Origin of the sequence: Nonomuraea composti (assembly GCF_012034275.1) — a bacterium.
In the GTDB taxonomy this organism is placed as follows: Bacteria; Actinomycetota; Actinomycetes; order Streptosporangiales; family Streptosporangiaceae; genus Nonomuraea; species Nonomuraea composti.
This window is the reverse complement of record NZ_JAATEP010000021.1, coordinates 148,207-163,136: the sequence shown is the minus strand read 5'-3', so window position 1 is coordinate 163,136 and position 14,930 is coordinate 148,207. Positions and strand designations below refer to the sequence as shown.

Genomic DNA, 14,930 nt, shown 5'->3' with positions numbered 1-14,930 from the left:
GATCCCGCCAAAATCGGGTATTTCGTATTTAGGCGTCTCGTCCGCGCAGGGGGCAGACGGCCGCCGCTCGACGACCCGCCGCTTCAGGCGTCCCGCCCGCGGAGCAGCGGCCTGCCGCTTCAGGCGTCCCGTTTGCGGAGCAGCCACCCGCCGAGCAGCAGCGCCGCCCCCGCCCACGCGGCGGCCACGCCGAGCCCCGCCCACGCGCCGATCGGCATGGTGGGCAGGCTCGTGGTGGCCTGGACGGCCAGGCCGGCGTTCATGGGCGAGATGCGCCAGAGCAGGCGCTGCACGTCCTCGTTCCTGATCATCAGGACGATCACCGGGAAGAGGTAGAGCAGCCCCAGCACGGCCCCCGCCGCCGCCGCCGAGTCCCGTACGGCCGTCGCCACCCCCGCGCTCAGCACGGCGACCAGCCCGAGATAGAGCACCGACCCGGCCGCCGCCCGCAGCGTGGGCCCGTCGGCGAGCGACAACGGCGGGTAGCCGTGCTCGGGCGTGAAGCCGTTGCCCGGCAGCAGCAGCCGCGCCACCAGCAGGGAGCCGAGCACGCCGAGCGTCCCGGCGGCCAGCGCCAGCCCGGCGAGCAGGCCCGTCCTGGCGGCCAGCGCGGCCGTCCGGCGCGGCATCGCGATCAGGGTGGTGCGGATCATGCCCGTGCTGTACTCGGCACAGACCGCCACCACGGCCAGCAGCGCCACCAGCCCCTGCCCGAGCTGGACCCCGAACAGGCCGATCCGGGTCGCGTCCTGCCCGCACCCCGGCGACGGGCACTCCATCGCACCGGCCGCGGCGGCGCTGCCCGCCACGGTCAGCACGACGATCCCCAGCACCAACCAGCCGGGCCCGGCCACCGTGCGCAGCTTGGTCCACTCGGCATGCAACTCCCGCCTCACCCGTCTCCCCCGTCCAGCTCGCGCCTCAACGCGTCGCCCCCGTCCAGCTCGCGTCTCACGCGTCCCTCCCGTTCAGGCGGCGCACGGCCAGGCCGAGCGCCAGGGCCGCGTACGCGCACAACACCGCGAACCCGCCCCACGGCGGCAGCGGGAAGTACCCCATGGCGGGCACGTAGTGCGAGATCACGTGCTCGTACGCGGGCACGCTCTGCTGGATCGCGAACCCGGCCGCCGGCGTCACCCGCAGCAGCCACCGCGACACCTCGTCGGGCAGGATGGACGCGGTGGCCAGCACGTACGGCACCACGAGCACCACGATCGCCACGATGACCGCGGGCGCGCTGCGCCGGAAGAGCGCGCCGAGCGCCAGGGCGAGCACCGCGGACACCGCCAGCACCCCCGCCGCGCCGGCGATCACCCGCACCTGCGTGAGCGGGTCCACCGGCAGCGTGAAGATCCCGTTGCCGCGCAGGATCCGCACCGCGAGCGGCACCGTGACGGCCGCCCCCACGAGCCCCGCCACGAACGTCACCCCGCCCGCCACGACGGCCTTGGCCACCAGCACCCGGCCGCGCCGCGGGCTGGCCAGCAGCGTCGTGCGCATCAGCCCGCGCCGGTACTCCGCGGTGACGAACAGCACCGCGACCACGATCGCCACGACCAGCGCGATCAGCAGGCCGGTCAGCGTGCGCTCGACCGTGCCCTCGGTCGTGTTGGGCGCGATGTCGCCGACCCCCGTGATGGCGAACGTGCCGCCGCTCCTGACGAGCCTGCCGGGGTGGTGCGGGGTGCCGTCCACGTCGTAGTCGACGCCGATGTCGTTCTGGGCCCAGGTGCCGGACGTCGTGCCGCTCACGCTGACCTCGTCCACGAGCGCGGTGACCTCGCTGAAGCGGCCGGCCGCGGCGGTGCCGCCGAGCGGGTTGGTCTCCACGCGCACGTCCCCGGGCGAGGCGGCGAACAGGCCGATCCGCACCTTGGCGGGCAGCCCCTCCAGGCGGGCCGTGCCGACCTTGGTCCACCGCTTGCCGTCGGGCGACTCCTCGCCGGTGATCGTGTCCTGGGTGCGGCTCAGGCGCAGCCAGCGCGGCCTCCCTGACGCCACCCCTTGCGCGCCGCCCGCCACGTCGTGAGTGAAGTCGTGCTGCATGCGCACGCCGTGCGCGGCGGTCACCATCACCGCCGCGTACGCGGACCCCTGCTCGGTGCTCTCCTTGACCATGAGGCCGGCCTTCGCCCACGGCACCGTGCCGGAGACGACGTTACGCACGCCCGGCGTGGCGTCGGGCAGCCGGATCTGGCCGCTCATCGAGTTCACCCGGGCGGTGATGGAGCCGTTGCCGTCCAGCGGCATGCTGACGAAGTAGAAGCGGTCCTCGACCGCCGTGCCGTCCGGGCCCAGCGGCGGCGTCGGGCAGGGCACCTCCACCTTGCCCTTGCTGCACGAGGAGGTGCTGCCGGTGGCGAAGAGCAGGCCGAGCCCGACCACCACCAGGCTGACGGCCACCAGGCCCGCCACCCAGCCGCGTACCGTCCTGAGCTTGGTCCACTCCGCCAGGAGCACGTGGCGGAAGCTCATCGCGCCGCCCCCTTGAACTCCACGGCGTCCCTGGTCAGCTCCAGGTACGCTTCCTCCAGCGTCGCCCGGTGCGCGCTCACCTCCGAGAACGGCACCTGGTGCGCGCCGAGCAGCCGTACCACGCTCCCGGGGGCCATCCCGGAGACGACCAGCGTGTCCCGCTCGCTCGCCGCCACCGTCGCCCCGGCCCCCGCCAGCACCGACATGGCCGCCGAGCGGTCCGCCGTGCGCAGCGTCACCCGGTCCGCCGAGGCCGCGGCGATCAGCTCCGACACCGCCACGTCCGCGACCACCCGGCCGCGCCCCACTACCACGAGGTGGCCGGCGGTGTCCTCCAGCTCGCTCATCAGATGGCTGGACACCAGCACGGCCCGCCCCTCCGCCGCCAGCGAGCGCAGCAGCCCGCGGATCCACACGATGCCCTCCGGGTCCAGCCCTTTGAACGGCTCGTCCAGCATGAGCACCGGCGGATCCCCCAGCAGCGCGGCGGCGATCCCCAGCCGCTGCCGCATGCCCAGCGAGAACCCGCCGGCCCGGCGCCGCGCCACCCCCTCCAGCCCCACCAGCTCCAGCGCCTCGTCCACGCGCCCCGCCCCCAGCCCCTGCGAGTGCGCCAGCCACAGCAGGTGGTCGCGCGCCGTCCGGGCCGGCTGCAGCGCGCCCGCGTCGAGCAGCGCGCCGACGTGCGCCAGCGGGCGCCGCAGGCTCCGGTACGGCCGGCCGCCCACGAGCGCGTGCCCCTCGTCGGGGGCGTCGAGGCCGAGCACCACGCGCATCGTCGTGGACTTGCCCGCGCCGTTCGGCCCGACGAACCCGGTCACCTGGCCGGGCAGCACCGTGAACGTCATCCCGTCCAGCGCCGTCGTCCGGCCGAAGCGCTTGCGCAGCCCGGCGACTTCGATGGTTGCTTCCATGTCCAGGACACTAGGCAGCGGCGCCCCCGGCGGTCGTCACGCCCAGGAGCGATCCTCGGCCTCACTCGTGCCCGGGAGCGCCCGTCCCTCCTGGGAGGGATGCCAGGTGAGGGGTGGCGGGGAAACAATGAGGTCCGTGGAGCGAGCGTACGACCGGGACGAGACGCGGCCGGTCCGGCGGCTCGGGAAGGTGGCTGGGACGTCCCGGCGGCTCCGGGCGTGGGCGCGGCCGGTGCGGCGGCTCGCCGCGGCCCGGTCCGCGCCGCTCGCGCTCGTCGCGCTGCTGACGCTGGCCGGCCTAGCCCAGGCGATCGCCCAGGCCCCACCCGGCTCCGGCCTGTCCCTCTCGGACACCGAGACCGTCCCGGCGCCGGCCATGCCGTCGCCCTCGGGCGGCGCCGACACTACGGGCACTTCCGCGCCTCCGGGCGGCGACACGGCGGGCGAGCCCGGCCGCGCCGCCCGCGACCCGCGGAGTGCCCCGGCCGGGGGCGCGTCCGAGCCGCGTGGCCTGCCGCGCGGCACCGGCGGGCCCGGTGTGCCGACCCCGCAGGCCGTCGTCCTCCCGCTGCTCGCCCTGGCCACCACCCTGCCGCTCGCGTTCCTCTGGGGCCAGCCGGTCACGGCCGGGCTCCTGGTCACGGGGACGAGCCTGCTGTCGGTCACCGCGTTCCACACCTTCACCTTCGCGGGGCTGGCCGCCCAGCTCATAGCCGCCTACCGGTTCGGCGGGCCGCCGTGGCGCGCGGTGGCGCTGACCGCGCCGTTCCCCGTGCTGGCGGTGGTGGCGGAGGTGACGGGCGCGTCCGAGGGCCCGGTACGCCTGCTGACGCTGCTGCTCGGCTGCCTGGCCCCGGCGGCGGCGCTGGCCGGCATCGCCCGCCGCGCCCGCCACCAGGCCAGGGCCGACACGGCCGCCCGGCAGGTCATCGCCGACAGCCTCCTGGAGCACACGGCCCGGGGCGAGCGCGCCCGCATCGCCAGGGAGCTGCACGACGTGGTGGCCCACCACATCTCGATGGTCGCCGTCCAGGCCGAGACGGCGCGGCTGGCCGTCCCTGGCATGCCTGCGGCGGGGGCGGAGCGGCTGCTGGCGATCGGCGACACCGCCAGGGCGGCGCTGACGGAGATGCGCCGGCTGCTCGGCGTCCTGCGCGAGGACGCGGAGGCGGAGCCGGCCTGGCGTCCGCAGCCCGGCCTGCGCCTCGACGAGCTGAACGAGCTGCTGGACGAGGCCCGCGAGGCGTCGGGCAGCAGCACCCGGCTGATCCTGCGGGGCGCGCCGGTGGAGCTGGATCCGGGTGTGGAGCTGGCCGCGTACCGGATCGTCCAGGAGGCGCTCACCAACGCCCGCCGGCACGCGCCGGGGGCGGCGGTGGACGTGGAGCTCGACTACACCGGCGACACCCTCCACCTCCTCATCCGCGACAACGGCCCCGGCCCGCCGCACCTGGAGCCAGGCGGCCCAAGCGCGGACGGCGGGCACGAGCCGGTCGGCACGGGTGGCGGGCACGGGGTGGCCGGCATGCGGGAGCGGGCGGCGGCCGTCGGCGGGGAGCTGCGCACCGGGGCGGCGCCCGGCGGCGGGTTCCTGGTCGAGGCCCGCCTGCCCGGCAGGGACGCCTCGTGATCCGCGTCGTCATCGCCGACGATCATCTGGTGGTCCGCACGGGGTTCGCCGAGCTGCTGGACACGCAGCCGGACTTCGAGGTCGTCGGCACCGCCGCCGACGGGGCGGAGGCGGTGCGGGTGTGCCGGGGCCTGTCACCGGACGTCGTGCTGATGGACGTCCGCATGCCGGTCATGAGCGGCATCGAGGCCACCCGGGTGCTGGCCGGGCCTGGCGGGCCGAGGGTGCTCATCCTGACCACGTTCGACCTCGACGAGTACGTCTACGACGCCCTGCGCGCGGGCGCCAGCGGCTTCCTGCTCAAGGACGTCACGGCCGAGCGCCTCTTCGACGCCGTCCGCGTGGTCGCCGCAGGGGACGCGTTGCTGGCCCCGGCCGTCACCCGCCGCCTGATCAGCGAGTTCGCCCGCCTGCCGGCCCGGCGGGGCCGCCCGGACGCGGGCCTGTCGGCGCTCACCCCGCGCGAGACCCAGGTCCTGCGGCTGGTGGCCGAGGGCCTGTCGAACCTGGAGATCGCCGACCGGCTGGTGGTGACCGAGGAGACGGTGAAGACCCATGTGAGCCGCGTGCTGAACAAGCTCGGCCTGCGCGACAGGACCCAGGCGGTCGTCACCGCGTACGAATCGGGGCTGGTCGTGCCCGGCGAACGCGGCTGACCGGCTGGCGCTCCATCGCGGGGGCCGCCGCCGGAGGCGGGCAGGCCGTGCGGCGGTACTTGCCCGGTGCCACGCCGTACTCGCGCTTGAAGGCGTTGGCGAAGGCGAACTCCGAGCCGTACCCGACCTGGGCGGCGATCTCGTTGAGCGGCGCGTCCGTCTCCCGCAGCAGCCGGCCCGCGCTGGACAGCCGCCACCAGGTCAGGTACGCCAGCGGCGGCTGCCCCACGAGCGTGGCGAACCGGCGCGCGAACGCGGCCCGCGACAGCCCGGCCCGCGCGCCCAGCTCGGCCACGGACCAGGGGCGGGCGGGGTCGCGGTGCATGGCGTCGAGGGCCGCGCTGACGGCCGGGTCGGCCAGGGCGGCGGCCCAGCCGGTGACCTCGCAGTGCCCGTGCTCGGCGGCGAACCAGGCCCGCAGGATGTAGAGCAGGAGCATGTCGAGCAGGGACGACACGATCGTGTCGGCGCCCAGCCCGGGCTGGTGGATCTCGGCGCCCAGCAGCTCGACCGCGGCCCGCACCCCGGAGTGCAGCCCGGGGGCGGCCGGCAGGTGGATGAGGTCGGGCAGGTCGCGCAGGAGCGGGTGCGCCCGGCTCGGGTCGAGCCGGTAGCCGCCGCACAGCAGCACCGTGGCCGGGCCGCCCTGCCCGTCGATCGAGGCCGAGGCGATCGAGGCCGAGGCGAACAGGTCGCTCTCGTCGGTGTACGGGTCGCACTGCGGCTCGGTGACCGGCGTGGACGGGCTGTCGGCCATGGCGTAGCCGTGCCCGCGCGGGAAGAACAGCACGTCTCCGGCGGACAGCGCGACCGGCGGCCCGTCGGGCGGCATCAGCCAGGCCGCCCCGCGCAGCACCACCTGGAACCCGGCCGACCCGGGCGCCGCCGGGAACCTCTGCCCCCAGGGGGCGCGCCACTCGACGCGGGCCGACCGGGGCCGGCCGGTGCGCATGACGGCGATCACGTCGCTGAGCACGTCCATACGGCGCACTCTAGCGCGGAAGACGCTGACGTATGAATGCGAGATGGGAACGCATTGGCCATCTCGCCGCCCCTCTCTACGGTGGTCCTGCGGACGAGAGGAGAGCAGGCATGGGACGGATTCTGGTGACCGGGGCGACCGGCACGGTGGGGCGGCACGCGGTGGCGCTGCTGCGGGAGGCCGGGGCCGAGGTGGTCGCCCTGAGCGGGAAGGACGGCGACCTGCGTGACCCCGGGACGTTGCCGCCGCTGGACGGGGTGACGTCGGTGCTGCTGGTGTGGCCGTTCGCCACCGCCGGCGGCGCGCGCGAGGTGCTGCGCGCGCTGGCGGGGCGGCACGTGGTCTACCTGTCGTCGGCGGCGCGGCGCGGGTCCGAGCGGGAGGTCGAGCGGCTGGTGGAGGAGGCGGCGGGCACCTGGACGTTCCTGCGCCCGCACGCCTTCGCGGCCAACGCGCTGCGGTGGGCCCGGCAGGTGCGGGCGGGCGTGGTGCGGGGCGCGTACGGGGCGGCGGGCCAGCCGGTGGTGCACGAAAGGGACGTCGCGGCCGTGGCCGTCCGGGCGCTGCTGGACGCCGGGCACCACGGCGCGGCCCACACCCTGACCGGCCCCGAGACGCTGTCCCAGGAGGACCAGGTGCGGATCGTCTCCGAGGTGACCGGGATCCCGGCGCGGTGGGAGGAGCAGGCGCCCGAGCTGGCCAGGACCGCCCTGCTGGCCGGAGGCTGGCCGGCCGGCGCGGTGGAGGAGGTGCTGCGCGCCCAGGCGGAGCTGGCGCGCCGACCGGCACCGGTCACGCCGGCGGTCGAGGACGTCACGAAGGCCGCTCCGCGCACGTTCCGGGAGTGGGGGGAGGAGCACGCCGACGCGTTCCGGCGGCCGCGCCCGGCCGCCGGTGCGCGGTCGTCCATGCGGGCGGCGCGGATCCACGAGTTCGGGGACGCGTCCGTGATCCGCGTCGAGGAGGTGCCGGTCCCGCGTCCCGGCCCTGGGGAGGTGCTGGTGGAGGTGGCGGCGACCGCGTTCAACCCGTCGGAGGTGGGCCTGCGCTCGGGGCTGCTGCCGGAGGTGTTCCGCGCGAGCCTGCCGCACACGCTCGGCTGGGACGTGTCCGGCACGGTCGCCGAGACCGGCGCGGGCGTCAGTGACCTGGCGGCGGGTGACCGGGTGTTCGGGATGGTGGACGGCGCGGCGGCCGAGTACGTCGCCGCGCCCGCGGACGTCCTGGCCAGGGCTCCCCGGAGCATCCCGCTCGCCGACGCGGCGGCCGTCCCCGTGGCCGGGCTCACCGCCTGGCAGGCGGTGCACGAGCATGCCCGCATTGAGCCCGGCCGGCGGGTGCTGGTCAACGGGGCGGGTGGCGGGGTGGGCACGTTCGCCGTGCAGCTCGCCAAGCTGGCGGGCGGGCACGTGATCGCGACGGCGAGCCCGCGCAGCGCCGCCGCCGTCCGGCGGCTCGGCGCCGACGAGGTGATCGACTACACCACGACGCCGCTGCCCGCCGACGTGGACGTGCTCCTGAACCTGATCCCGGCCGCGCATGCCCCGGCCAGCCCCGTCACCGTCTCGATCGCCGGGGGCGAGGGCCACTTCGTGATGCGTTACGACCCGGCCCAGCTCACGGCCCTCGCCGCGCTGATCGACGAGGGCAGGCTCACGGTCGAGATCGCCGAGTCGCACCCCCTGCCCGCCCTCCCCCGCGTCCACCGCAGGGCGGAGGCGGGCGACCTGCGCGGCAAGGTCACCCTCCTCATGGGGTGAAGTGGCGCAGCACCTCGGGGTTGGCCATGGCGTCGGGGTTGGCGGCGTCCTCGACGGGCGTGCCGAGCAGGATCTTGCGTACCGGCACTTCGAGCTTCTTGCCGGACAGCGTCCGGGGGATGCCGGGGACGACGCGGATCTCGTTCGGCACGTGCCGGGGCGACAGCTCCTGGCGCAGGGCGTCGCAGAGCCCGCGCTCCAGCGTCTCGGTCAGCTCGGCGCCTTCGGCGAGCGTCACGTACAGGAGCAGCCGCCCTTCCTGCCCGAGCTGGCCCGTGTCGATGACGAGGCTGTCGGCGATCTCCTGGAAGCGTTCGACGACCCGGTAGAACTCGCTGGTGCCCATGCGGACGCCGCCGCGGTTGAGCGTCGAGTCGGAGCGGCCGTAGATGACGCAGCTCCCGTCCTCGTTGATCTTGATCCAGTCGCCGTGCCGCCACACGCCGGGGTAGACGTCGAAGTAGCTCTCGGCGTAGCGCTCGCCGCCGGGGTCGTTCCAGAACATGACCGGCATCGACGGCATCGGCCGGGTCAGCACCAGCTCCCCCACCTCGCCGACGACGGCCTTGCCCTGCGGGTCGTACGACTCCACCCGCGCCCCCAGCGACCGGCACGGGATGATCCCCGCCCTGATCGGATGCAGCATGGTGGCGCCGACGAAGCCGGTGCACACGTCCGTCCCGCCGGAGAACGACCCGATCGGCACGCCCGGCAGCTCGGCGGCCACCCACGCGAACCCCTCGGGCGGCAGCGGCGAGCCGGTGGAGCCGACGCCGCGCAGCCGCTCCCGCCCCTCGGGGTGGATGCCGGCCTTGAGCGAGGCCATGATGTACGGCGCCCCGACCCCGAAGTACGTGACGCCCTCGGAGGCGGCGATCCGCCACAGCGCGGCCGGCGAGGGATAGGTGGCCGACCCGTCGTAGAGCACGGGCGCGGCCCCCACCAGGAGGGCGCCGATGAGGTAGTTCCACATCATCCAGCCCGTGGTGGTGTACCAGAAGAACACATCGCCCTCGCCGAGGTCCTGGTGGAAGGCGAGCGACTTGAGGTGTTCGAGCACGACGCCGCCGTGCCCGTGCACGATCGGCTTGGGCAGCCCGGTCGTGCCGCTGGAGTAGAGGATCCACAGCGGGTGGTCGAACGGCACCCGCTCGAACTCCAGCGGCCCCGCCTCGGCCCGGAGCCCCTCCCAGCCGATCACCTCGCCGCGCGGCAGCTCGCGGGCGTGCCCCGGCGCCGGCTCGGCCTGCTGGGGCGCGCGGCCCTCCTCGGCCGCCGCCAGGTACGGGATCCACACGGTCGCCCGCAGCGAGGGCAGCTCGGCGGCGATCTCGTTGACCGCGGCCGAGCGGTCGTAGCTCTTGCCGTTGTAGAGGTAGCCGTCGACGGCGATGAGCACCTTGGGCTCGATCTGCTTGAACCGGTCGACGATGCTCGGCACCCCGAAGTCGGGCGAGCCGGCCGACCAGATCGCGCCCAGCGAGGCGGTGGCGAGGAACGCGATGAGGGCCTGCGGGATGTTCGGCAGGTAGCCGGCCACCCGGTCGCCGCGCCCGACGCCGAGCCTGACCAGGCCGGCGCGCACCCTGGCGACCTCTTCGCGCAGATCGTCCCAGGTCAGCTCCTGCCGGCCGCCGTCCTCGGAGACGAACACGACCGCGGTGCCGCCGCCGGTGCGGCGCAGCGCGTTCTCGGCGTAGTTGAGCGAGCCGCCGGCGAACCACGTGGCCCCGGGCATCGCGCCCGACAGCACGGGCCCGTCGCCGCGGTCGCCGATCACCTCGAAGTAGTCCCAGATCGACGTCCAGAACGCGGCGGGCTCGTCGACCGACCACTGCCACGCGGCCTCGTAGTCGACGGGCCGGCCCAGCCAGCGCAGGTAGTGGGTCAGCCTGGCGGACTCGACGATCTCTTCGCTCGGCTCCCAGAGAAGCTCGCCCTCAGCAACCATATGCCTCATCCTGTCGCCCGTTCGGGGGAATGTCATACCCGGCCTACCCCATAACTTGCTACCTCCGTAGGTGGTCCACCGCCATACGCGCGGCAGTGCCGATCACCGCGTCGGCGCGCGGCTGGTTGAGCGCGGTGCTGAAGGAGCGGGTGAAGACCGACACGGCGTACCGGCCGCCGTCGGGGTACTCGACGACGCCCGTCTCGCAGCGCAGCGTCGGCATCGTGCCCGTCTTGCCGCTGACGGCGACGTCGTCGTACGGGAAACCCGAGGCCATGCGGTGCGGCCACACCTGCATGTTGAGCACCCCGCGCATCCAGGCGCACGACTCGGGGGAGGCCGCCTCGTCGCGCCAGATCATCCCGAACAGGCGGACCATCTCGCGCGGGGTGCTGCGGTTCGTCCGGGACGGGTCGAGGACGCTCAGGCGGGCGATGTCGTCGGGATCCACGAACGGCCACGCGTGCCCGGTGTCCACGTCCATGCTGCCGAGCATCTCCCCCGAGCCCTGCACGACCCGCGTCCCCTCCAGCCCGAACGCGTCCAGCATCGTGTTGATCGCCTCGAACCCCACCCTGCCGAGCAGCTTGTCGGCCGCGGTGTTGTCACTGAGGGCGATCATCAGGTACGCCAGGTCGCGCAGCGAGATCGTCACGTCGTCGAGCATCGAGGACAGCCCCGTCGGCCCGCCCACCCGGTCGGCGGCCGTCACGGTGACCCGCTCGGTCAGGTCGAGCAGCCCGGCGTCGGCCCGCCGGCACAGCGCCACCAGCAGCGGCACCTTGAACATGGAGGCCGTGGGCATCGGCTCGTCGGCGCCGTGCCCGACGTCGTGCCCGGTGTCGACGTCGGCCGCGTACAGCCAGCCGGTGACCCCGGCGGCCCGGAACAGCTGGTCGAAGGCCGGCGTGCTCATGCCAGCATCCCCGGCCTGCGGCTGACCCGCCGCACGGGTGCGGCGCCTTCGTCGGTCATCCCGGCGCTCTCCTTCAGGGTACGTGCGGCCGCGGCCGAGAAGTCGCCGACCGCGGGCGTGGCCGCGCGCCAGGCGGTGGAGACGCGGCTCGTGATCGGCGAGCCTAGCAGCGGCCTCCAGGCCAGGCCCGGCAGCTCCATCCGCGGCCCGAACGCCACCGCCGCCCCCGCCAGCACCAGCCCCAGCCCGGCGCCCTCATGCACCTGCGCGGGCACGAAGCCCTGCCGGCGGCACTCCGTCAGCACCTCGGCGCGCCAGCCCGGCTCGCCCTCCTTGGGCGGCATCAGCAGCTCGCGGCCCGCCAGGTCGGCCAGGTGCACCTCGCCGACGCCGGCCAGCGGGTCGCTCTCCGCGAGCAGCACGCCCTGCGCCTGCACCAGCACCTGCCCGAACGTCAGGCCAGGCGCGGCCACCGGATGGCGGACGAGGCCGACGTCGATCGTGCCCTCCGCCAGGGCCGTCACCTGGTCGGCGGTCCACACCTCGGCGGGCGCGAGCCGTACCTCGGGGCTGCTCTCGCGGAAGGCGGCGACCAGGGCGGCCAGCACCGTCGCGGCCAGGTCGGGCGGCACGCCGACGCGCAGCACCGTGCCGCGGCCGCCCTGCCTGGCCAGCTCGTGCAGCCGGTCCACCCGGCCGACGATCTCGCGGGCCTCGCTCAGCAGCAGCCGGCCTGGCTCCGTGAGCCGCACCTGGCGGGCGGAGCGGTCGAACAGTCGCACGCCGAGCTCCTCCTCCAGGCGCTTGATGCGCTGGCTGAGGGGCGGCTGCGCCATGCCGAGCCGGATGGCCGCGTTGCCGAAGTGCAGTTCCTCCGCGACCACGATGAAGTAGCGCAGATGCCGGACGAGGTCCATGACCAGCCACTATATCCAGATTTATATCTGGAATCCGCCCATATCAGTATTGGACACCACACTGGCGGCTCTGGTGTTCTTCCCGTCATGGCACCACAAACGGGGAGAATCTACGGCAGACGGCGCCGCAGGCGGTGGCCGTGGATCGTGGCGGCACTCCTGGTCCCGGCCCTCGCCGCGGGCGGCGTCATCTGGGCGCTGCGCGTCGAAGGCTCGCCCGAGGAGACCGCCCGCCAGTACCTGGCGGCCTGGTCCGCCCAGAACTACCCGGCGATGCGGGCGCTCGTCGCCGACCCGCCCGCCGACTTCGAACGCCGGCACCGGCGCTTCCTCACCGACCTCAAAGCCACCAAGGCCGCCTTCCGGCCCGGCGAGCCCACGGACGGCGACACCGTCCCCTTCCACGCCGGCCTCACCGGCACGCGCCCCTGGCAGTACGACGGCGAGCTCCACCTCGTCCAGCGCGACCGCACCTGGAAGGTGACCTGGACGCCCGCCACCCTCCACCCCCTCCTCAAGAAGGGCCTGTCCCTGCGGCTGGTCGAGCAGCGGGCCGACCCCGTACGCGTCCTGGCCGCCGACGGCACCGACCTCAACAACGCCAGCGCGCCCGGCTCGGTGCAGCAACTCGTCGAAGGCATGAAACAGACCTTTCCCGACCGGTTCGGCACCGCGTCCCAGACCAGGATCGACCTCTACGAAGGCGACCGGCGCATCAAGACCGTCGCCGCCCCGCCCGGCGGGAGCAAGCCCATCCAGACCACCATCGACCTCGAAGTGCACCGGGCGGGGGCCGCGGCACTACGAGGCGAGAAGAAGCCCGCCTCCCTGGTCGCGCTGCGCGCCTCCACCGGGGAGATCCTGGCCGTCGTCAACGCGCCCGGCGGCTTCAACCGGGCACTGCTCGGCAAGTACCCGCCCGGCTCCACGTTCAAGGTCGTGACCGCCTCCGCGCTCGTCGCCGACGGCGTCCAGCCCGACCAGCGGGTCACCTGCCCCGCCCAGAAGAACATCGGCGGCTTCCCCTTCCACAACGCCGGTTACGAGGACTTCGGCACCCTGACCTTCCGCGACGCGTTCGCGCACTCGTGCAACACCACGTTCGGCGAGATGAGCGTCGCCGAGCTGAACGGCGGCCAGCTCGGCCAGGTCGCCAAGAGCTTCGGCTTCGGCAACCCGATCACGCCCGGCGTCCCCGCCGTACGCGCCGAGTTCCCCGACCCCAAGGACGACACCGACCTCGCCTCCGCCGCCATCGGCCAGGGCCGCGTCCTGGCCAGCCCGCTCAACATGGCCTCCGTCGCCGCCGCCATCGCCAGCGGCTCCTACATCCCGCCCCGCCTCGTCACCGGCTCCCCCATCCCGAACGCCCAGCCCACGGACCCGCGCCCGCTGGAGCCCGCCGTCGTCAAGGCCCTGCGCCGCCTGATGCCCGCCGTCGTCACCGACGGCACCGCCCACGGCGTCAGCTTCCCCGCCGGCACGGCCGGCAAGACGGGCACGGCAGAATACGGCTCAGGCAAGGAACCCCCCGCCCACTCGTGGTTCATCGGCTACAAGGGGGACCTGGCGTTCTCGGTCATCGTCGAGGGCGGCGGCGCCGGCTCCGCCGTCGCCGCCCCCATCGCCGCCCGCTTCCTCACCGCCCTCCCCTGATCCCGCCCGTCTGTACGGCGAGACACCCCCCACCCCACCCCAGGACCCGCACCCCGACGTGCGCGCGCCACACCGCCACCACACCCCGGCGCAGGCCACACGCCACCCCCCACCGCACCCCACGAGCCCGCCGTACTCCGGCAAGCCTCTTGGCACCGGCCACCGGGCGCAGGGGCGCGGCGAGGCGCGGGCGCGACCGGCGTCCGAACGCGAGGCGCGGGCGTGGGGCCGGGCGCGAGGCGAGGCCCGCGCGACGCGGCGGGCGTTACCGCGCGTGGCGCTGCCGGGCGGGCGCTGCCGCTCGGGGCGGGGCGCGGCGGGGCGCGGCATGGCGGGCGCGGTGGGGTCGCTTAGTGGACCGCGCGGTCCATGCGGGACGTCAGGGCCGTGACGGCGGCCACCACCTCCGAGGCGGAGGACAGGTCCGGCAGGACGATGTCGGCACCCGCCTCGCGGAGTTCCGAGGCCATGGAGCGCCCCGACGCGACCCCGATCATCCCCGCCCCGCCGATCCGGGCGGCCTGGACGTCGCGGGTGGAGTCGCCGATCACGACCGTGTTGGCGGCCGTGAACGGCGTCCCGAGCCGCTGTTTGGCGCGGGACTGCGCCACCTGGAGCAGGGTCGCCTTGGGGTAGACCTCCTCGCCGTACCCCCCGAGCGAGAAGTCGACGTACCGGTCGAGCCCGAACGCCTTCAGCTTGTGGACGGCGTTGGCCCTGATGGTGCCGGTGAGGACGGTCTGGACGACGCCGTCGAGCCGTGAGACGGCCTTGAGCGCGTCTTTGGCCCCGGCCATCATGCGTCCTTCCTTGGCGAGCCGCCCGCGCCGGTCGGCGAAGGCGGTGGCGAGGGCGGACAGGAAGCGGGGCAGGTGGTCGTCCTCGGCGACGATGCCGTTGACGGCGAGGGTCTCGAAGACGATCTCGGAGTCGGGGCGGCCGAGCGGGGGGACGAGTTTGACGAGGGGCCGTCCGGTGACGAGGCGGAACGCCTCGGCGTAGGCGTCGCGGGTCACGATGGCGACGTCGACGAGGGTGAGGTCGACGTTCCACAGCACAAGGCGGTTGATGGC

The 14,930-nt window shown here is 74.7% G+C and carries 12 protein-coding genes; 4 read left to right on the top strand and 8 right to left on the bottom strand.

Going from position 1 to position 14,930, the window contains the following annotated elements; genetic code table 11:
* Positions 1-119: 119 nt before the first annotated feature.
* From HCN51_RS28285 to HCN51_RS28275, 3 genes are read right to left on the bottom strand one after another with little or no spacing between them, the layout of a single operon-like run.
* Positions 120-896, bottom strand: coding sequence for an ABC transporter permease (locus HCN51_RS28285; protein WP_168013251.1), 777 nt, complete (start codon positions 894-896; stop codon positions 120-122).
* 55 nt (positions 897-951) lie between these two features.
* Entirely contained in the window at positions 952-2,475 is a 1,524-nt protein-coding gene (locus HCN51_RS28280) for an ABC transporter permease subunit (protein WP_168013249.1), read from the bottom strand.
* The gene (locus tag HCN51_RS28275; protein ID WP_168013247.1) at positions 2,472-3,389 is read right to left on the bottom strand and encodes an ATP-binding cassette domain-containing protein; all 918 of its coding nucleotides are present in this window, start codon (positions 3,387-3,389) and stop codon (positions 2,472-2,474) included. The genes HCN51_RS28280 and HCN51_RS28275 overlap by 4 nt, the downstream gene beginning before the upstream one ends.
* A gap of 136 nt (positions 3,390-3,525) precedes the next feature.
* Between HCN51_RS28275 and HCN51_RS61525 the strand changes: the two genes are divergently transcribed.
* Positions 3,526-5,019: a histidine kinase gene (locus tag HCN51_RS61525; protein WP_206067966.1), complete on the top strand. Its 1,494-nt coding sequence runs from the start codon at positions 3,526-3,528 to the stop codon at positions 5,017-5,019.
* The gene (locus HCN51_RS28265) at positions 5,016-5,675 is read left to right on the top strand and encodes a response regulator (protein WP_168013245.1); all 660 of its coding nucleotides are present in this window, start codon (positions 5,016-5,018) and stop codon (positions 5,673-5,675) included. Before HCN51_RS61525 ends, HCN51_RS28265 begins: the two co-directional genes overlap by 4 nt.
* Here HCN51_RS28265 and HCN51_RS28260 read toward each other — a convergent pair.
* Positions 5,629-6,657, bottom strand: coding sequence for an AraC family transcriptional regulator (locus tag HCN51_RS28260; protein ID WP_168013243.1), 1,029 nt, complete (start codon positions 6,655-6,657; stop codon positions 5,629-5,631). The two genes, HCN51_RS28265 and HCN51_RS28260, sit on opposite strands and share 47 nt — an antisense overlap.
* A gap of 110 nt (positions 6,658-6,767) precedes the next feature.
* Here HCN51_RS28260 and HCN51_RS59830 point away from each other — a divergent pair, with 110 nt between their 5' ends.
* On the top strand, positions 6,768-8,417 hold the full coding sequence (locus tag HCN51_RS59830; protein WP_240973319.1) for an alcohol dehydrogenase catalytic domain-containing protein: 1,650 nt from the start codon (positions 6,768-6,770) through the stop codon (positions 8,415-8,417).
* Here HCN51_RS59830 and HCN51_RS28245 read toward each other — a convergent pair.
* From HCN51_RS28245 to HCN51_RS28235, 3 genes are read right to left on the bottom strand one after another with little or no spacing between them, the layout of a single operon-like run.
* Positions 8,407-10,368 (bottom strand): acetoacetate--CoA ligase, encoded by a 1,962-nt coding sequence (locus tag HCN51_RS28245; protein ID WP_168013241.1) that lies wholly within the window; start codon positions 10,366-10,368, stop codon positions 8,407-8,409. The genes HCN51_RS59830 and HCN51_RS28245 overlap by 11 nt on opposite strands.
* Before the next feature lie 58 nt (positions 10,369-10,426).
* Positions 10,427-11,284 carry a serine hydrolase gene (locus HCN51_RS28240; RefSeq protein WP_168013239.1) on the bottom strand — a complete coding sequence of 286 codons (858 nt, stop codon included), beginning with the start codon at positions 11,282-11,284 and terminating at the stop codon, positions 10,427-10,429.
* Positions 11,281-12,201 (bottom strand): LysR family transcriptional regulator, encoded by a 921-nt coding sequence (locus HCN51_RS28235; protein WP_080042836.1) that lies wholly within the window; start codon positions 12,199-12,201, stop codon positions 11,281-11,283. The genes HCN51_RS28240 and HCN51_RS28235 overlap by 4 nt, the downstream gene beginning before the upstream one ends.
* Before the next feature lie 147 nt (positions 12,202-12,348).
* On the opposite strand from HCN51_RS28235, the gene HCN51_RS28230 reads away from it, so the two are divergent.
* Positions 12,349-13,857 (top strand): penicillin-binding transpeptidase domain-containing protein, encoded by a 1,509-nt coding sequence (locus tag HCN51_RS28230; protein ID WP_346433827.1) that lies wholly within the window; start codon positions 12,349-12,351, stop codon positions 13,855-13,857.
* Between the two features lie 350 nt (positions 13,858-14,207).
* On the opposite strand, the gene HCN51_RS28225 is transcribed toward HCN51_RS28230, so the two are convergent.
* Positions 14,208-14,915 (bottom strand): haloacid dehalogenase-like hydrolase, encoded by a 708-nt coding sequence (locus HCN51_RS28225; RefSeq protein ID WP_168013235.1) that lies wholly within the window; start codon positions 14,913-14,915, stop codon positions 14,208-14,210.
* Positions 14,916-14,930 lie beyond the last annotated feature (15 nt).